This is a genomic window from Psychrobacter sp. UBA6739 (assembly GCF_002453835.1).
GTDB classification, from domain to species: domain Bacteria; phylum Pseudomonadota; class Gammaproteobacteria; order Pseudomonadales; family Moraxellaceae; genus Psychrobacter; species Psychrobacter immobilis_A.
Genome location: NZ_DKHR01000009.1, coordinates 14,347 through 32,680, shown reverse-complemented (window position 1 = coordinate 32,680; position 18,334 = coordinate 14,347). Strand labels below are relative to the sequence as shown.

The 18,334-nt window shown below is 42.3% G+C and carries 15 protein-coding genes; 10 read left to right on the top strand and 5 right to left on the bottom strand.

From position 1 onward, the window contains the following. Window positions 1-158 precede the first annotated feature (158 nt). The 5 genes from B2575_RS02720 to rpiA all read left to right on the top strand — a co-directional run bounded on the left by B2575_RS02720 (window position 159) and on the right by rpiA (window position 3,990). A complete protein-coding gene (locus B2575_RS02720; RefSeq protein WP_045452870.1) occupies window positions 159-533 on the top strand; it encodes an ArsR/SmtB family transcription factor in 375 nt (124 codons plus the stop codon). 125 nt (window positions 534-658) lie between these two features. Further along, window positions 659-1,063 carry an arsenate reductase (glutaredoxin) gene (gene arsC / locus B2575_RS02715; protein WP_045452872.1) on the top strand — a complete coding sequence of 135 codons (405 nt, stop codon included), beginning with the start codon at window positions 659-661 and terminating at the stop codon, window positions 1,061-1,063. Beyond that, complete coding sequence (gene arsH / locus B2575_RS02710; RefSeq protein WP_045452874.1) at window positions 1,053-1,799, top strand: arsenical resistance protein ArsH; 747 nt, start codon at window positions 1,053-1,055, stop codon at window positions 1,797-1,799. Before arsC ends, arsH begins: the two co-directional genes overlap by 11 nt. 81 nt (window positions 1,800-1,880) lie before the next feature. After that, window positions 1,881-3,191 carry an arsenic transporter gene (locus tag B2575_RS02705; protein ID WP_201605784.1) on the top strand — a complete coding sequence of 437 codons (1,311 nt, stop codon included), beginning with the start codon at window positions 1,881-1,883 and terminating at the stop codon, window positions 3,189-3,191. 139 nt (window positions 3,192-3,330) lie between these two features. After that, complete coding sequence (gene rpiA / locus B2575_RS02700; protein WP_060491162.1) at window positions 3,331-3,990, top strand: ribose-5-phosphate isomerase RpiA; 660 nt, start codon at window positions 3,331-3,333, stop codon at window positions 3,988-3,990. Window positions 3,991-4,122: 132 nt separating this feature from the next. Here the strand turns inward: rpiA and argF are convergent, their stop codons facing one another. The 3 genes from argF to dnaB form a co-directional block, all read right to left on the bottom strand. Next, window positions 4,123-5,040 carry an ornithine carbamoyltransferase gene (argF, locus tag B2575_RS02695; protein WP_045452876.1) on the bottom strand — a complete coding sequence of 306 codons (918 nt, stop codon included), beginning with the start codon at window positions 5,038-5,040 and terminating at the stop codon, window positions 4,123-4,125. A gap of 189 nt (window positions 5,041-5,229) precedes the next feature. Further along, entirely contained in the window at window positions 5,230-6,336 is a 1,107-nt protein-coding gene (gene alr, locus B2575_RS02690; RefSeq protein ID WP_201605782.1) for an alanine racemase, read from the bottom strand. A 164-nt stretch (window positions 6,337-6,500) separates the two neighbouring features. After that, window positions 6,501-7,904, bottom strand: coding sequence for a replicative DNA helicase (dnaB, locus tag B2575_RS02685; protein ID WP_055124901.1), 1,404 nt, complete (start codon window positions 7,902-7,904; stop codon window positions 6,501-6,503). Between the two features lie 347 nt (window positions 7,905-8,251). Between dnaB and pdxA the strand changes: the two genes are divergently transcribed. Both pdxA and ampC read left to right on the top strand, forming a co-directional pair. Next, complete coding sequence (gene pdxA / locus B2575_RS02680; protein ID WP_413786970.1) at window positions 8,252-9,331, top strand: 4-hydroxythreonine-4-phosphate dehydrogenase PdxA; 1,080 nt, start codon at window positions 8,252-8,254, stop codon at window positions 9,329-9,331. A 345-nt stretch (window positions 9,332-9,676) separates the two neighbouring features. Then, window positions 9,677-10,852, top strand: coding sequence for a class C beta-lactamase (gene ampC / locus B2575_RS02675; protein WP_193008098.1), 1,176 nt, complete (start codon window positions 9,677-9,679; stop codon window positions 10,850-10,852). 84 nt (window positions 10,853-10,936) lie between these two features. Here ampC and B2575_RS02670 read toward each other — a convergent pair whose 3' ends face one another. After that, complete coding sequence (locus B2575_RS02670) at window positions 10,937-11,803, bottom strand: hypothetical protein (RefSeq protein ID WP_045452881.1); 867 nt, start codon at window positions 11,801-11,803, stop codon at window positions 10,937-10,939. Window positions 11,804-12,261: 458 nt separating this feature from the next. Between B2575_RS02670 and rsmA the strand changes: the two genes are divergently transcribed. Together rsmA and B2575_RS02660 are read left to right on the top strand one after the other, a co-directional pair. After that, the gene (gene rsmA / locus B2575_RS02665) at window positions 12,262-13,125 is read left to right on the top strand and encodes a 16S rRNA (adenine(1518)-N(6)/adenine(1519)-N(6))-dimethyltransferase RsmA (RefSeq protein ID WP_045452885.1); all 864 of its coding nucleotides are present in this window, start codon (window positions 12,262-12,264) and stop codon (window positions 13,123-13,125) included. Between the two features lie 149 nt (window positions 13,126-13,274). Next, window positions 13,275-14,117, top strand: a complete 843-nt coding sequence (locus B2575_RS02660) for a symmetrical bis(5'-nucleosyl)-tetraphosphatase (protein WP_201605780.1) — start codon at window positions 13,275-13,277, stop codon at window positions 14,115-14,117. Window positions 14,118-14,219: 102 nt separating this feature from the next. Here B2575_RS02660 and B2575_RS02655 read toward each other — a convergent pair whose 3' ends face one another. Further along, window positions 14,220-16,700 carry a site-specific recombinase gene (locus B2575_RS02655; protein ID WP_201605778.1) on the bottom strand — a complete coding sequence of 827 codons (2,481 nt, stop codon included), beginning with the start codon at window positions 16,698-16,700 and terminating at the stop codon, window positions 14,220-14,222. Between the two features lie 513 nt (window positions 16,701-17,213). Between B2575_RS02655 and B2575_RS02650 the strand changes: the two genes are divergently transcribed. After that, window positions 17,214-18,334: tyrosine-type recombinase/integrase (locus B2575_RS02650; RefSeq protein WP_296240056.1), on the top strand; the 1,121-nt coding region annotated here is incomplete at its 3' end.

Below are 18,334 nucleotides of genomic sequence, written 5' to 3'. Positions count from 1 at the left end.
ATTAAATAGATTAGCCTATGCTGATTTTAACGGTCTTGCAAGACCCTATTGCAGTTTTTGCAGCGATTTCAATTTTTGATGAAAGATAGGGTGATTTTATCTCAATATTTTTTAAATAAAATATTGAATTATTTCCATATGTCTGTATTATTGGACATATGGAAATAATAAATGCTATCGCCAGCTTTGCTGCGCTCTCTCAAGATACTCGTCTCAAGGCTTTTAGGTTGCTCGTCAGCCAAGAGCCCGTTGGTCTGCCAGCAGGTGAAATTGCTCGCAAACTGTCTGTGCCACATAACACGATGTCAGCACATTTATCGGTGCTGGCTCGTGCAGGGTGGGTGGTGTCTCAACGGCACAGTCGGCAGATAATTTATCGCGCCTCACTGTCACATATGGAGGAGGTTATTCAGTTTCTATTGCAAGATTGTTGTGCGGGACATCCAGAATTGTGTGCGTCTCTTATGGACAGTTTGAGCGGATGTGAGCGTGCCAAACCTGCTGATGCAGACAGTCTTTCAAACAATCAGTAAGCCCATAACTGATTTAACAAACCTCTTTATTACTAGGGCGTGTCCTCATTTTTAGCTCATTTAGTCAATTTTTTTAAGATTGAGGACATACCCTAAGCATATTCATAAATATAGGTAAAATTACTATGACATCACTAATTTTTCACAATCCAAAATGCGGTACGTCTCGCAATACATTGGCCATCATGAAAGCATCAGGCGAAAATCCAGAAGTAATTGAATACCTTAAAACCCCGCCAAGCCGTGATTATTTAGTTGAGCTGTTGGCAAAGATAAACCTTTCACCAAGAGAGCTGTTACGAAGCAAAGAGCCTGTCAATGATGAGCTAGGATTAGACAATCCTGAATTGTCTGATGATCAAATCATTGATGCGATGATTGCCCATCCCATTTTAATCAATCGTCCTATCGTGGTCACCAATAAAGGCGCAGCATTATGCCGCCCATCTGAGCGCGTATTTGAGTTGTTAGAGAATCCCGTGAGCAGCTTCACTAAAGAAGATGGGGAAGTGATTTATCATGGCAAATAAAACAACAGATTTAGATGTGATCGATTTGTGTGATTTGCCCAATATCGATGTAGACAGTATACAGCCTATTGATATTGAGTCTTTAATTGGTGCAAATGACCCGCGCCATGCGCCAAGAATATTGGTGCTATACGGCTCTCTACGCCAGCGCTCATTCTCTAAACTGGCCAGTGAAGAAGCGAGTCGTCTATTGCGTTGGTATGGTTGTGAGGTTCGAACCTTTGATCCGACGGGTTTACCATTGCCTGATGCTGTTGATGCCAATCATCCAAAAGTACAAGAGCTGCGAGAGTTGGCGCAGTGGTCAGAAGGTATGCTTTGGGTGAGCCCAGAGCGTCATGGCAGTATGACCAGTATTATGAAAGCACAAATTGACTGGATTCCATTGTCATTAGGTGGTGTACGTCCAACTCAAGGAAAAACTTTGGCAGTGATGCAAGTCAGCGGTGGCAGTCAAAGCTTCAATACGGTTAACCAATTGCGCATTCTTGGGCGTTGGATGCGGATGATTACCATACCCAATCAGTCCTCTATTCCTAAAGCTTTTTTGGAATTTAACGACGATGATCGTATGGATAAGTCTCCTTTATATTTGCGTCTCGTGGATGTTTGTGAGGAGTTGGTGAAATTCACTTGGCTGACCCGTGGACGCTCAGCCTATCTGACTGACCGTTACTCTGAACGGGTAGAAAGCGCAGAGGAGCTGTCGCAGCGCGTCAATCAAAAATCACTCTAATGTATCCTCTCATCATTCATTTTCTCATACTTGCTCTTACATAATTGTTCTTATAATAATTAAGCCTAAAAAGGTTACTCAATGATCGCATTGATTATATTTATCGTGACTTTGGTTTTAGTGATATGGCAGCCCAAAGGACTGGGTATTGGCTGGAGTGCAATGGGCGGCGCATTGATTGCCTTAGCTTTTGGCGTGGTAAAGCTCTCCGATATTGGTATTGTGTGGGACATCGTTTGGGATGCGACTTTTACCTTTGTGGCGCTTATCATCATCTCGCTTATCTTAGATAAAGCAGGATTTTTTGGCTGGGCAGCACTGCATGTGGCTAGGCTTGGCAATGGGCAAGGACGTTTGCTATTTCCTATGATTGTGATTTTAGGCGCGTTTATCTCGGCATTTTTTGCCAATGATGGGGCAGCATTGCTATTGACCCCGATTGTCATCGCTATCTTGCTGCGACTTAAATTTTCACCACCATCTGCTTTGGCATTTATCATTGCGACTGGCTTCATTGCTGATACCGCAAGTCTGCCGTTAGTCACTTCTAATCTGGTCAATATCGTTAGTGCCAATTATTTTGACATTGGTTTTGGCCGTTATGCAGCAGTGATGATACCGGTCAATATTGTTTCTGTATTGGCGACGCTGGCCGTATTATGGGTGGTCTATGCACGGCACATTCCAAAACACTACTCCATTGCTGATTTGAGTGCACCCGAGTCTGCGATTGAAGATCCGTTGGTCTTTAAAGCAGCCTTTCCGCTGCTCGCGTTGCTACTTATTGCCTACTTTACGACTGAGTCATTCGGCATTACTATCTCCTTGGTGACAGGAGTGGCGGCGTTACTGTTAATGGCTATCGCAGGTCGCTGGTGGCAAGGAGGGCGTGATGCCGTTGTTTCTGTATCTGATATCCTGCGTCAAGCACCTTGGCAAATCGTATTATTTTCCATCGGTATGTACTTGGTTGTTTATGGCTTGGGCAATGCAGGATTGACTGCCTATGGTGCTCAAGTTTTGAATTGGTTGGGGCAGCAGGGTATGGTCATCGCAACAGTAGGAACTGGATTCCTCTCCGCTATTGTAGCCTCTGTCATGAATAATATGCCGTCTACTTTAGTAGGTGCATTGGCGATTGATAGTGCGCAAGTACCTGCTGCCACTCGCGAGCTCATGATTTATGCTAATGTGATTGGTAATGATTTGGGGCCGAAATTCACACCTATCGGTAGCCTTGCGACTTTATTATGGCTCCATGTATTGGCAGAAAAAGACTATAAAATCAGTTGGGGGCAGTATATGAAAATTGGACTGCTTATTACCCCGCCCGTACTATTGGTCACGCTACTGGCTTTGGTTGTTTGGTTGCCTTATCTATCTACATTTTAAAATTTGAGTGAATGTCTTGCGATTAGCGTGGCTATTACGCTGACATCCATTAAGCGCATCGGGTATAATGGCGGCGCATTTTACCTTTTTACCCTTTACTTTTTTTAAAGCGATACGTTTATTTTGCCAAGGATTTATGATGAGTGATCAGCAAGCACAAAAGCAAGCCGCAGCCAAAGCGGCTCTAAGTTATATCGAAGATGACATGATACTTGGAGTAGGCACAGGCAGTACGGTCAACTGTTTGATTGAATTATTGCCAACTGTAAAGCTTGCTGGCGCGGTGGCTAGCTCACAGGTCACTGAAGACAAACTTCGTGCCCTTGGTATTGAGATAGTGGATTTAAACTTTGCTGGTACGCTTGATATTTATATCGATGGGGCAGATGAGGTCAATGAGCATTTGCAATTGATAAAAGGCGGCGGCGGCGCGCTCACTCGTGAGAAAATCGTGGCAGCGGCTTCTAACAAATTTATATGTATGGTTGATGAGAGCAAAAGCGTTGAGGTGCTAGGTCGCGAGTTTCCTGTTCCTATTGAGGTACTGCCGCAAGCACGTTCTTATGTCGCACGGCAATTAGCCCGTATGGGCGGTGAGCCAGTTTACCGCGAAGATTTTGTGACTGATTATGGCAACGTCATCTTAGATACTTATGATTTGGATGTTAGTAATCCGATAGCGCTTGAGAAAGAGCTGAATAATATTGTGGGTGTCGTGTGTAATGGTATTTTTGCGGCCAATCAAGCTGATGTATTGCTGAAAGCAGGTAGTAATGGTGTGACGACACTTATTCGTTAAAAAATGCTTACTCGTTAAAAATCGGTTAAGCAGTGGCTTATCGTTCATCATAAAATAAAAAGGCAGATCATACTAAATGTGGTCTGCCTTTTTCGTACTTACTCTTCCATAAATAGATTATGGCGATATTTTTTAAAGTTTAATTTTATCTTTTAACAAAAATTCCATCAAGGCTTTTTGTGCATGTAAGCGATTTTCAGCTTCATCCCATACCACTGAGCGTGGATCGTCAAGCATATCATGAGAGATCTCCTCACCACGATGCGCGGGTAGACAATGCATAAATACCACTTCAGGATCGGCTTTATCCAATAGCGATGGCGATACTTGATAAGCGGCAAAACGGCGCGCACGAGTATTTTGTTCAGACTCTTGTCCCATGCTTGCCCATACATCGGTGACAATTAAATTTGAATCTTTCGCGGCTTCTTGTACGTTTTCGACAATACTGACGCAATGCGAGAAGCGTTTCATCAGCTCAGGGTCAGGCTCAAACCCATAAGGCGCAGCGACGCGTAGCTCAAAGCCAAACTGATGGGCTGCTTGCATATAGGATGCACACATATTATTGCCATCACCAACCCAAGTAACGATTTTATTTTCGATACTTCCACGGTGTTCATAATAGGTTTGCATATCAGCCAGTAGCTGGCAAGGATGAAATTCGTCAGTTAAAGCATTAATAATAGGCACGCTTGAGTATTCAGCAAAGGTTTCAACTTTTTCGTGACCAAAGGTACGAATCATGATGATATCGACCATGCTCGATATGACACGAGCGGAGTCTTCTAGCGGCTCACCACGCCCAAGCTGGGTATCATTTGGCGACAAAAAGATAGCACTACCACCAAACTGACCCATACCTGTCTCAAATGAGATGCGCGTACGGGTTGAGGATTTTTCAAATATCATGCCAAGCGTACGACCAACAAACGGCTGATATATCTCGCCTGCGTGTTGCATCTTGCGTAATTCGCTGGCGCGTTTTATAAGGTTTTCTAATTCTTGTTTGGTTAAATCAGATAAGGTCAAAAAATGGCGCAAACTCATAGTAATCCTAGCAGTCGATCGCAGTCAGTGAAACGTCATCAGTCTTTAATAGCATCGCGTCAGTGCGTATGCTGGGGTGACAACAAACTTTTAGTATAGCGCAATTAGGCTTAATGTAAATGTCCAATTTGCCGTGATTTATAAGTCTGGCAAACAGACATTACATGAATAGTGATAAGGTCAGCATAATTATACTTGTATGCGATTTGGGCGAATGCTTAGGCGGCATAGTAGCTCATAGCTAATCGTACCAGCATGCGCGGCGACTTCATCGACGTGCGGGGCATCGCCCCACAGAATTACTTTACTGTCTAACGCAATGTCTTCTGGCGCGGTACTGACATCAATGACAATCATATCCATTGCCACGCGTCCAATGACTGCGCATCGATAGCTTTGATCGTTGGTAGTATCTATAACAGTGACATAGGCTTCATCGCTGATGACGCGAGGGTAACCATCGCCGTAGCCGACACTCACCAGCGCTGTTCTAGTGTCTTTCTGCGCTGTCCAACGACTGCCATAGCCAATAGCATTGTCTGCCTGAACTGTTTGCAGGGCGATAATTTGTGCGCTGAAATCCATCGCTGGCTGTAAGTCTAACTCATGCGCGCTTTTATCAATGACAGGGGCGCTACCATATAAAATAATGCCGGGACGTACCCAGTCATAATGATGCTCTGGAAAATTAACGATACCGGCTGAATTGCATAATGAGCCTTTGATATCGTTGCTAATAGTCTCTTGCAAAGTGCTTAATACATCTGAAAAACGCTGAATTTGCATTGAATTTAATGGATGAGTGCTGTCATCGGCATTAGCAAAATGCGTGGCTAGTATCAGCTGATATCCCGCTTCATGCAGGCGCTTAGCCGCTGCCATAATACCTTCAGCGTTGAAGCCTAGACGATTCATACCAGTATTATATTTAAGCCAAACCACTCTGGTCGCACTACTGGCTGGTGGGATATTGTCGAGTGCCCACTGCAATTGCGGTGCATGATGAATCACGCAGCTAATATCATGCTCAATGGCTTGCTGCCACTCATCAGCGGTAAATGCCCCTTCAATCAAACCAATCGTTTTGTCCCAGCCTAACTGCCGAGCTTCTAGCGCCTCAGTCAAGGTTGCAACACCAATACCGTCTGCTTGTTGCAATGCAGGCAATACCGCTGCTACGCCATGTCCGTAAGCGTTGGACTTGACCATGGCTAGGACTTTAGAGTTTGATGCCATTTTCTTAACTTGGTTTAAGTTGTGAGTAATGGCTTGTGGTTTGATTGTGATAGTACGCATAATTGGCTTCTTTATAAGTAGAATTATGAAATTATAAAGCCAGTACTGCATTAATTAGGCTAATGCAGCACTGGCTATTTTATTAAAAACTATTTGTTCGCTTATGATTAAGCTTCAGTTTTTATCAGGCTGATTTCTATTAGGCTTAAGTTTTATAAGATTGATTACTCGTCATTCTCGAAACTGACGTTTTGATAGTATTCTGGCGTTAGGTTAATAAAGCGGGTAAATTGCCCTTCAAAGCCCAAACGTATAGTGCCGATAGGGCCGTTACGCTGTTTACCAATGATGATTTCAGCCACGCCTTTGTGGTCTGTATTCTCATTATAAACCTCATCACGATAGATGAACATAATCAAATCGGCATCCTGCTCAATCGCACCCGATTCACGCAAATCCGACATGATAGGACGCTTGTTAGGGCGGTTTTCTAGACTACGGTTAAGCTGTGATAAGGCAATAACAGGGCATTCAAGCTCACGTGCTAGCGCTTTGAGACTCCGTGAAATCTCAGAGATTTCCCCAACACGGTTGCCATCTAGGTTTGGCACTTTCATCAACTGGAGATAATCGACGACGATAGCGCCAAGCTTGCCGTCATGGTTTTTGGCGATACGGCGGCAGCGTGAACGCATCTCAGAGGGTGGCAAAGCAGTACTATCATCAATATAGAGATGCTTTGATTGCAAGTGCTGAATGGCGTTCATCATTTTTGCCCATTCGTCTTCGTTCATTTGCCCAGAACGCAGATGCGTCTGATTAATCGCGCCCCATGAGGACAGCAAACGCATGACGATAGACTCAGCAGGCATCTCCATCGAAAATACCACAACAGGCAGATCTTCGTTAAATAAAATACCTTCTGCCAAGTTCATTGCAAAAGTGGTTTTACCCATAGAAGGGCGCGCAGCCACAATGATTAAGTCACCTGCCTGCAAGCCTTGGGTTTTATTATTCAACTCAGCAAACGGCGTCTGCAAACCAATCATGCCATCGGGATTGGATTTGAGTTCTTGAATCTTATCAATAACATTGGTCAAAACAGCCGTAATGCCCACAGGTCCACGCTGTTCAGCGCGTTTATTGTGCTGCTCATTGATGCTAAATATCTTACCCTCAACACTGTCTAAAATATCACTGACGGTTTGGTCTTTAGGATTATAGGCGAGCGTAAGCATCTCATTGCCAGTCGTAATCAGTTGGCGTAGAGTAGATAGTTCACGGACGCGCTGAGCATAGGCGGTCAGGTTAAACAAGGTCGCAGGGCTTTGGCTCAAAATATCTGCCAAGTAGCTATCGCCGCCTGCACTTTTAAGGAGTTTTTGTGCTTCTAGCCAGTCGTGTACCATGACCGTATCATAGGGTTCGTTGACTGCCGCTAAATGAGCAATAGCATCAAAAATATACTGATGTCGCCCTGCATAAAAATCATCTTTGGTAACGATATCAGCAATCTTGTCGTACGCCTCTTCGATACTCATTAAGGACGCGAGCAATGCCTTTTCAATATCGATATTGTGCGGCGGTGTCTGATTGAGTAAGTCGTCGGTTTTTTCGTTGTCTGCCATGATTGCCTAATGTGTCAAAAGTCGATATAAAAGAGGGTATAAATGGGTATGTGACATCAGGGTTTTATTGGGTGCTGATACAGCAAATAAAACGCCACGTGCCACTATAATTGAAGTACCAAAACCTGAGCTCGGTGTTTACTGGTAAATGCTATAATGAAAAGCGAAAGTTTAACACATAATAGGTTTTTTTCGGCACCCATAGACAACTATCTATTCTAGATGACAGTTGTAATAAGTAAAAAATTATCTATACAATATAAGTGTCAGTACTTATTTTTCCCATAAAAAATACAATAAAATTCACGACTCAATATAAATATAAAGGCGTAGTTACGATGCAAGATATACAAAAAAAATTGCCATTATTAATCACAACTGGTGAGCCTGCTGGTATTGGAATGGATATCGTGCTGCTATTAGCGGCTGAGGGTAAATTGCAAGATTTTGAACGCCCAATTTGGGTCACTGCCGATAGCACTGCTATGACAAAGCGCGCAGATGAGTTGGTTGCAGCTGGCGTGCTGACAAATTCACCTATCTGGCAAACTATTGATATCGATGCCGATGACTTTAATTTTAACGTTGTAGAGCAGATGTTGCAGCCAGATACTGACGTGGATAGTTCTTTTATTCTGCTTAATATATCTTGTGCTGAGCCAGTTGTCTGCGGACAAATTAACACGCGCAATTCAGCAATGGTTGCTAAGCAGTTAGACGTTGCCCATCAGTTGGCAACCAACAAAATAGTGGCGGCTATCGTCACTGGACCATTGCAAAAGTCTGCATTGATAGAAGCTGGTATTAAGCTATTAGATGGCACGATGTTTAGCGGTCATACAGAGTTTTTTATGCAGCAAAGTGGCTGTGATAAAGTGGTTATGATGCTCGCCAATCAAGCCATGAAAGTGGCGCTTGTTACCACTCATTTACCACTAAAAGATATCCCTGCTGCAATCACGTCTGACAATGTACGCCAAACCGTACAAATTGTCGTCGATGAGATGAAAGCAAAATTTGGCTTAACGCAACCACGTATTTTAGTCTGTGGTCTCAATCCACATGCAGGCGAGGGTGGGTATTTAGGTATAGAAGAGATTGAAATTATCAATCCAGTCTTGCAAGAATTTATCAAAGCAGGCGTAGACATATCAGAGGCGATGCCAGCGGATACCTTATTTACACCCAGACATCTAGCCAACTGTGATGCGGTGATTGCGATGTATCATGACCAAGGGTTGCCGGTGCTGAAATCACATGGTTTTGGTGATACGGTCAATCTTACCTTAGGACTGCCGTATATCCGTACCTCGGTTGATCATGGGACTGCGCTTGATTTAGCGGGGCGCGGCAATGCTAGTGCCACTAGCTTGTATCAAGCATTAAAAATGGCAAACGAGATGGCAGATAAACCGCTTATTAAATAGACCTCTTGCATAAGCCGGCACCTTAGCGACATTTATCACGCAGTATTGGGTAACTTTAGTGTGAGTAATGGCTATTTATGAATTATCAAACAGGGTTTAATATAATTGGTTCCACCATAGCAGTCTGTTATAAGTGGTCTATTAATAGGTTTAGAGGGCTGAAATAGCTGGTTCTGCTAGGGTATATCCTAAAAGATCCATTCTATGATACTAAATTGCTAAGATTGTCGGGGATTCAGCATTCTGAGATAATGTAAGATGGTATATCTGAACTGAAAGCAAAGCGCTATTTGCATGCTCACTAAATTATCAGTACATCTATCAGAATAAATGAGAAGCCCTAGAATGAAACAATCTTTTCAGACCCTGTTAAATCAAGTGGGACTTACCGCTTTAGTGACAGCATCATTACTATCTGGAACAGTACAAGCAGCAGATAACAATGACCATCTAAAGAGCACCGTTGATCAACAAGCCAAATTACTAATGAATGAGCATGATATTTCAGGGATGTCTTTTGGCGTCATCATCGATGGCAAATCACATTTTTATCATTATGGTTTGGCTGATAAGAAAGCCAAAATACCTGTCTCAGAAAACACTATTTTTGAGCTAGGCTCAATCAGTAAGACGTTTGCTGCTACCTTAGCCAGTTATTCAGAATTAAATGGCACACTTACATTAGAAGATACTGCTGATAAATATATTCCCTACCTAAAAAACAGCACCATTGGCAACACCAAGCTTATAAACTTAGTTACCTATTCAGCTGGCGGTCTGCCGTTACAAGTACCTGATGAAGTCAAAAACAATAAAGAGTTGCTTAGTTATTATAAATCTTGGCAGCCAGTCTTTTCTGTCAACTCAAAGCGTTTATATTCCAATGCCAGCATAGGATTGTTTGGTTATATATCGGCATTGAGCATGGATGCTGATTACACACAATTGATGGAAGAAAAAATACTGCCGTCACTCAATATGCCCAACACCTTTATCAATGTGCCTAATGACAAAATGGCGGATTATGCGTTTGGTTATAATGCTGTTGGCGATGCTATCCGAGTCAATCCTGGCATGTTAGACGCTGAAGCCTATGGCATTAAATCCACCATTAAAGATATGACGCAGTTTATGGCGGCGAATATGGGGCTGGTGCCGCTGGATAAAGATATTCAGCAAGCGTTAGACAATAATAGAAAGGGTTACTATCAGGCGAGTACTTTTACCCAAGGGTTAGGATGGGAGATGTACTCTTATCCTACTCAGCTAAATACCTTACTCGAAGGTAACTCAATGGATGTGGTGCTAAAGCCTCAAGCCATTAAAATAGACAATCATCCAACGTCTATTTTAAACAACGTCTGGGTCAATAAAACAGGCGCTACTAATGGGTTTGGTGGCTATATCGCTTATATTCCTGCCGAAAAATCAGGCATTGTCATTCTGGCAAATAAAAACTATCCCAATGCAGATAGGGTCAAAGCAGCGTATACGATTTTAGAGAGTGTGATAACTCATTGATTAAGCATGAGTCACAAAGCAACCTTATAAAAACGACCTTCCACTAATAACCCAGCTAGATGCTGGGTTTTTTACGTTCAACTTTTAAGAGCAACCTTCCACCAAATAAATCGCTTCTGGTATACCAATATCTATGCTTTCTACCTCACCTTTTAATAGGTTTTTATGCTCTGCTGTCCACTCAGTCGCCTTAATCATAGAATCACTCAGCTTTTGACCACCCTTGACATGATATTCAATTTGTAGGGGTAACTTATCCTGTTTATTATTAAGCTCAATATTGTCATCTTTTAAGAATTCTCCAAGTGGGCTTTCTTTTATTACCTTGAAATTGACATTAGCAATCAGGTTATAGTAGTCACCATCAACCGCATATTTATCGATCTCGTAGCTAAGCTCGTCATTATGTGCTTTCATAACGTCTGTAGCGGAATTGCCAACGTTGATGTCTTTATAAAACGGGATACTTGGATCCTGAATATTAATCAGGGCAACCTTGTTGTCTATGATTTGATACAGCACAGAAGCACGTTTACCGTACTTTTTATCGATATAGCTCAGCTCTGGATTACTGACGTAATAGCATTTTTCGTTATCGCTCTTGGCTTTGGTCATTCCTAGGCTGCTTAGTAGTTCAGGAGTAATAACCTGACCAAAGCTTAGTTTCTGATACCCTGACGGGCTGACGATTTGTTCATCAGCTATATCTGTCGCTTTGTTAGTTTGGGCTTCATCTATAGCACTTGTATCTGTAGGTGCTGGATTGACAGGCATCTCATCATTCTCGATCATATCTTTGTCTATATTATTCGTTTGTGTAGTGTCATCGTTATTTGTAGATGAGGGCTGTAAGTCACAGCCTGTCATCTGTTGTACAGCAGCGATTAATAAAGTAGAAGCCATTGCCGTTCTAATTATCGGCAATGATGATTTTGAATGAAAAGTTAACATGGCTCAATTCCTGAATTCAGATCATTGATATTAATATATACCTCAATGAACCTTGTATAAACTGTTTTTCTTATGCTCAATTTCATTTAAGATAACGTCTAATCGGTGCGTCTATAGCGCACTAAAGACGAATAGAATATGTATGGTAAGCACACCATAAAGTACACCGTGAGTATTTCAGTGAGTTAAAACATTGATATCACTAGCCTACAGCAAAAGCTTCAAGTCCTCACTAGGGAACCATGCTTACTCTCATAATACTCTTATAATAAACGATTTTAGAAAAAAATAAGGCACTATGTCGATTGCGCTAATGTATGGGTAGTTTAACAATAAAATATCTCAAAAATACAGTGCAATTATGAGCTGTGTTATAATTCATCATTATAAAACTAGCACATTGCTGGCATTGCCATAGCGCTATAGCCCATTTATCTTTTACTCATTAAGACTTTTTTATGTCCAAAATTTCGTTTGATGCTCAGTCTATTACCAACAGCCTACGCGCTGCCAAACACCAACCGCGTAAGCGCTTTGGTCAAAACTTCTTACATGATCGCAGTGTCATCCGTGAGATTGTTGAGAGCATTCGCTTAGAGCGCGATGACAATTTGATTGAGATTGGGCCAGGGATGGGCGCACTGACTGAGCCATTATTGGCAGAAGTGGATGCGATGACTGTGGTCGAGCTGGATCGTGATTTGGCAGATAGTCTGCGTATTCGTATCGGTGCCAACAGCCATCCAAACTTTACGATCATCAAAGACAATGCCATGCATGTCGACTATCGCGAGCTGTATAGCGATGAGCGGGGCAAGCTCCGTGTGGTTGGTAATCTGCCGTATAATATTTCTACGCCTATCTTATTTCATTTGCTCAGTTATGCCGATGTGATTCAAGACATGCACTTTATGCTGCAAAAAGAAGTGGTCGAGCGTATCACCGCTGACGTTGGTAGCAAAACTTATGGTCGCCTATCTGTCATTATGCAGTATCACTGCCATACCGATTATCTACTGACTGTACCACGTGGTGCTTTTAATCCGCCACCAAAAGTAACCAGTGCGGTTTTTCGTTTGACGCCGCATATCACTAAGCCAATTGTGGCAGAAGATGAAGAGTATTTTGCCTTGGTGGTACGTGAAACCTTTAATCATCGCCGTAAGACACTGCGCGCCATCTTTAAAAAATCAACGTTATTACCAACACTCAGTGAAGCCGATTTTGCAGCGTGTGGTATTGATCCGCAAGCACGCCCTGAAACCTTAAGCGTAAAAGATTTTGTCAATTTGAGCAATCAGGCGAGCACGGTTCAGTTATAACATATTCTTTCTAGCAGCTATAAAAACAGTGAGAAGGGGCTGTTCTCATCGTTTAAATACGTGATGGTCATTGGATGGAAAAAATATTAGCCATTTACTATCATTTGTAAGCTGCTTAAAAGCGAGCAGTTAAAAATTATTGAGGGTTTATGAGTTTTCGTCATCAGTATGTCATCGGTGACCTGCAAGGTTGCTACGCGGCGTACCTTCATTTACTTGAAATATTGGATTTTGATCCTGCACAAGACAAGCTATGGTTTGCAGGGGACTTGGTGGCACGTGGTGAAGACTCGTTAAGTACCTTGCGTCATGTCAAAGCACTTTGCGAGCAAGGGACAGCCGCGACAGTACTCGGCAATCATGATATCAATTTGATCGCTGTCTGGCGCGGTGCGGCAAAGATTAAAAAAAAGGATCAGACAGCGCCTATTTTTGCTGCCGATGATTGCGATGAACTGCTTGAATGGTTACGTCATCAGCCAGTATTGGCTTTTCCTGATGAGCAGACGGTATTAGTTCATGCTGGTATTCCGCCACATTGGAGTATCGAAGATGCCGAAAAGTATGCGCAGCAGTTAGAGTCACAATTGCAAAGTAGTTTAAAACAGCTGGATCGTTTATTGCCAAATTTATATAGCAAGACTGCTGATGACTGGCATCCAGATATTAGCGGCTTTACCAAAATGCGCGCAATTGCCAATTATTTCACTCGTATGCGGCTGTGCAAACAAGACGGCACGTTAGAATTTAGCTTTGCAGCAGGGTTAGAATCGTCTATGCCAGAGGGGTTTTTGCCTTGGTTTGAATGGCAAGTGCCGCGGACTCGCAAGATACTATTTGGGCATTGGGCAGCGCTGAAAGGTGAGGTAGACTTACCGTATGCGCGTGCACTTGACGGCGGCTGTGTTTGGGGAAATGATCTATTGGCTTATCGCTTGAGTGATGGAAAAATCATCAGGTCAAGTGCGCACTGCTTACATACAGGAACATAATATTAAGGCATGGGCTCATTTCTATCTCCGTTTTTAAAATGAGGTCACGCCGCAACTATTTGGCTTATCCAAACGATTTATTGAACCACCAAAACCTTCCCATTAGCTGGGTAGGTTTGGTGGTTTTTTGGGTTTAGGTAGTGATGTTTTAGCATCGCCCGTGGCCTTGTTTTCAGGGTTGCTGTTATCGCTTTCAGGATGGGCAGTCGTCTCATTACCCTCAGTAAAGGCGTTATGCGCTTTATCATATTGAATATCACTACTATAAGGAATGCTATTGAGCTCCTCATCTATCAGCCCATCATCGAGTTCAATGGTTTTTTTGGTACTGATATGATTGGTGGTGCTGTGTGTTTCCCGGCTTTTTAGCGCAGCGTCAGTGTCAGCATTTGAGATGTTATTATCGTAATCTATGTCTGTGATAGCCTGTTCATTTTGCATGCTTTTTTGCTTGGATTTAGGTAGGATTTTTACATCAGACAAACGCCGCACGACATAATTATTGGGAATAGTTTGTCCCCCTTTATGAGCGCTGGTATCGTCAAAGATCATATGTCCTTGACTGTCGATACGAGCATACTTCATTGGCTTATCACGTGGCCAGAAAAAGTCTGAAGGATGGGTAAGCATATGGCTGAAAAGCTGCTTGGTTAAACGACTCCACTCCATGAATTTGACTTCTTTAGAGCGCAGTGCCACAAATAAGGCGAGCGAAAAGCTGACCATGAGGTTCACCATGCCGATAAGGGCAACGCCTAAAATAGAAATAAACACAATCTGCCAATCCCACTGGTTGGCAGATATATTAAACAGTCCATGCGCCAAATTCGCCGAGGCAAACGCAATGTGGCGAATATCAATCGGTAAGCCAAATAAATAGCCAATTGTTGCAGTGCTACCTAAGAACACCCCGAACAAGAAATTGCCCATAATGGCGCCAAGGTTGGCTTCTATAAAACCGCCTAAACGCTGTAACCAAGTTTTTGGTAGTAGGTATTGAAGTAGTTTGTGGCGCTGAATACGGGCACCGATTTGGTTGTAGACCGCCAAGTTATCGTAGTAACCAGCAATAAGACCCGATAAAAATAAATAGACGCCAGCAATGGCCGCATGGGGTAGTGCCAGTGAATGAAAGGGGTCAAGATCATGCAGTAAGTGTGCAGCCTTATCGGTATTGATCATCGGTGCACCAGTATATTGTAGCCATGCAAAAGAGATAATCAGAGCGACTGGTATCGCTAGCATAATATTACCCATAATCGCCACAAACTGGGTACGTAAAATATCGACCACCAACTCTGATAGTTTATTTAACTGGTGTGACTTTTTGCCAGAACCGTCCGAGATAGTAGAGGCAATTGCCGCCGCCGTCATAGCAGGCTGTTTGGTAGCAACTGTACCATGAACGATATGGATAAAAACAAAACCCAATCCATAAATCATACTATTTACAAAGGCGCGTCCCATCGGTGCAAGGGCTAGGTTATAGGCTAATATCTTAAGCGTTGCCATAAAAGCAATAATAAAACCACCAATAGAGGCTTTCTTGAACATTTTTTGGTAGCCCGATTTATCGGTACTAATATAATGTTCACCCACACGGCTGGCATTTTCAGTGACTTTGCGCGACAGCAGCTTGGTATTATTATCAATTAAGTATCCAATACTATAACGGCGGCTCGCAGTGGTAATCAGTGCTTGAATCAACTCAATGAGCGCCTGATCACGCTTATCATAATTATCTGCTACCAGTTCAGTTAGGATGCGCATACGCTGCAAACTTTGGTCTAAACGCAGCATCATATTGGTCAGGCGAATAGAGATCCCCGTTTTATAAATTCGCTTGCGTATGGTGGCAACGATATCTTCGCATTGTTCAATCATGACCAGTAACGGCGCAGGATCTACCGCTTTTTCGGGCGTAATATCTGTTAAAGTATCAAGCTCATGCGCTTCTCGGTACTGATTGACGTATAAGACCGCCTCTTGATTTTGTGCCACAAATGACGCTGAATAATTCAGCATTTGCGGATAAAATTCCATCAAATCTGGATGCAAGCCAATACCGCTGATACGGTATGACAAAATGATAATCGCATTCAAAATACTGTTTTTTGCTGTCGCAACTAAGTTTAAATGCTGCTCATCGACTTTGAGTAGCTCAACCAGTTCATCCCATTTGTCTTTTTTAATATTGGCAAGCCAGCGCTCATCAGAGCGTTTATCAAATAAATAACCGACCAATTCTACGACAGAATCTTCTTGTGGCAATAGCGGTAAAAAACGGTGCCCGATAAGGCGACGTAGACTATTAAAAAAGCCCTGATCCGACATGATGCCAGTATCGGTATATAAAGCAATTTGGCGATATTCAATAATCAGTTTTAAGACGAAACTTGACAGTCCATCTGCATATTCTGGATGTTGACGTAAAATATCAATCAGCTCTTGAATGTTTTGATTGGCTAACGTGGGCTCTTTATCACTCACTCGTAGCTCATCGATTAAGCGCTTGAGTACCGCAGGATCTGGCACATCACTTAAGGCTGTAATCTGTTGTAAAATGTGTTTTATTTCTGACACATTGCATCCCTTGTGGTGGTTATTTCAATCATTGTTATTATTGAGTATGAGCAAAGATATAAGTGCTTTGAATGGCTATATTGGTTATCAATGTCGCGATATCTACCACTATTGATGGTTAGGTTTCTAATTTATAGCTCACTAATTTGGAAATTATTAGCTTTAAGCTTATTGGTTTCGGCGTTAAAGATATTTGTACCAATCTTAATGTTGTGACTTTGCGTTATTTTAATCGTAACAATGCCTGAGCGGTTAATTATTTTGTTAGCAGTTATTTTGTGGCGCTCATTATATCGATTGTGGAAACCATCGCTGTGATGATATTTTTGGCAAAAAAAGGGACAGTAGCGTGAGTGTGTTTTTTGATAATGCCTGATATCAACTGATAACTGTACAGCCTTTATTTTATATGACTTTGATGCTAATATGTCATCTGTGGTAACGTTAGAACTAATGTGGAAACGGCTACCAAATGGCTACCAAAGTGGCTACCAAAATATAGGTGATAAGACGATGGCTAAAACAGACCTAACAACCGACACCCAAATTAAGAAAGTAATCAAAGACACTATCAAAGCGGATAAAACGATTAGCTATCCTATAGCTGGCTATAAAGGCTTAGAGATACGTATTAGACCACAAAAAGATAGCCAAGACGTTACAGCCGACTTTAGACACCGTTATACACACCCTGTCACTGGCAAACGCCCTTATATGACGTTAGGGCAATACCCAGCGTTAAGCCTTGCTGATGCCCGTCAATACCACAGCGACAACATGCAGCTATTAGCTAAAGATATAGACCCAATAGAGCATAGGGACAGCTTAAAGCAAAAAGACATAACAGACCGTCAAAATACTTTAAATTATTTTATTAACGAATGGCAGGAAATACAAAACAGCAAGAGCTTATCTCAATCGACTATTAAGAGCAATAAAATAATCATTAAGGTTATTCAGCAAAAGTTAGGGCATATGAAAGTTACAGACATTAGCCCTAGTATCGTTATTACGTTTATTAAGGACATACAGAAAAAGTACACGTACAAAGGCTTAACGGTAAAAACTATATTAAAGAGCATTCTACAAATCGCTAAAGCTCATATGGTCATTGAGTACAATCCAGCCAGCGACTTAGGCGGAACGCTCATTAAGCATAAAGTAAAGCACCGCCCATCATTAACACAGCCTAAAGAATTTGCGGAACTGCTAAAGGATATCGACCAGCTAGACGATACAAGCCAGCTATATAACAAAAGTATATTACAGCTACTAGCACTTACGTTTGTTCGCATTGGTGATGTTTGCGCTATGAGGTGGGCAGATATTGACCTAAACGCCAAGCAATGGATATTAGAGCCACAGAAAGGGCAGGGACGGGGCGATATGGTGGATAGTGTAGTGATACCACTAGCACCGCAAACTATAGCTATATTAGAGAAGATACAGCCATTAACGGGCGATTATGATTATGTATTCTATAATTCCAGACGCAAGAAAGCACCATATCATCATGCCCAAGAAGTTAACAAGCTACTGAACAGCCCAGCTATGAATAACGGTAAAGGCTATCAATACATTCACAGCCCCCACGGTTTTAGAGCCAGTGCAAAAACTATGCTGATGGAACGACT

Bases quoted from the DNA above. Each gene is read 5' to 3' on its own strand.
- B2575_RS02720 (WP_045452870.1), top strand. From the start codon at position 159: ATGGAAATAATAAATGCTATCGCCAGCTTTGCTGCGCTCTCTCAAGAT.
- arsC (WP_045452872.1), top strand. From the start codon at position 659: ATGACATCACTAATTTTTCACAATCCAAAATGCGGTACGTCTCGCAAT.
- arsH (WP_045452874.1), top strand. From the start codon at position 1,053: ATGGCAAATAAAACAACAGATTTAGATGTGATCGATTTGTGTGATTTG.
- B2575_RS02705 (WP_201605784.1), top strand. From the start codon at position 1,881: ATGATCGCATTGATTATATTTATCGTGACTTTGGTTTTAGTGATATGG.
- rpiA (WP_060491162.1), top strand. From the start codon at position 3,331: ATGAGTGATCAGCAAGCACAAAAGCAAGCCGCAGCCAAAGCGGCTCTA.
- argF (WP_045452876.1), bottom strand. From the start codon at position 5,040: ATGAGTTTGCGCCATTTTTTGACCTTATCTGATTTAACCAAACAAGAA.
- alr (WP_201605782.1), bottom strand. From the start codon at position 6,336: ATGCGTACTATCACAATCAAACCACAAGCCATTACTCACAACTTAAAC.
- dnaB (WP_055124901.1), bottom strand. From the start codon at position 7,904: ATGGCAGACAACGAAAAAACCGACGACTTACTCAATCAGACACCGCCG.
- ampC (WP_193008098.1), top strand. From the start codon at position 9,677: ATGAAACAATCTTTTCAGACCCTGTTAAATCAAGTGGGACTTACCGCT.
- B2575_RS02670 (WP_045452881.1), bottom strand. From the start codon at position 11,803: ATGTTAACTTTTCATTCAAAATCATCATTGCCGATAATTAGAACGGCA.
- rsmA (WP_045452885.1), top strand. From the start codon at position 12,262: ATGTCCAAAATTTCGTTTGATGCTCAGTCTATTACCAACAGCCTACGC.
- B2575_RS02660 (WP_201605780.1), top strand. From the start codon at position 13,275: ATGAGTTTTCGTCATCAGTATGTCATCGGTGACCTGCAAGGTTGCTAC.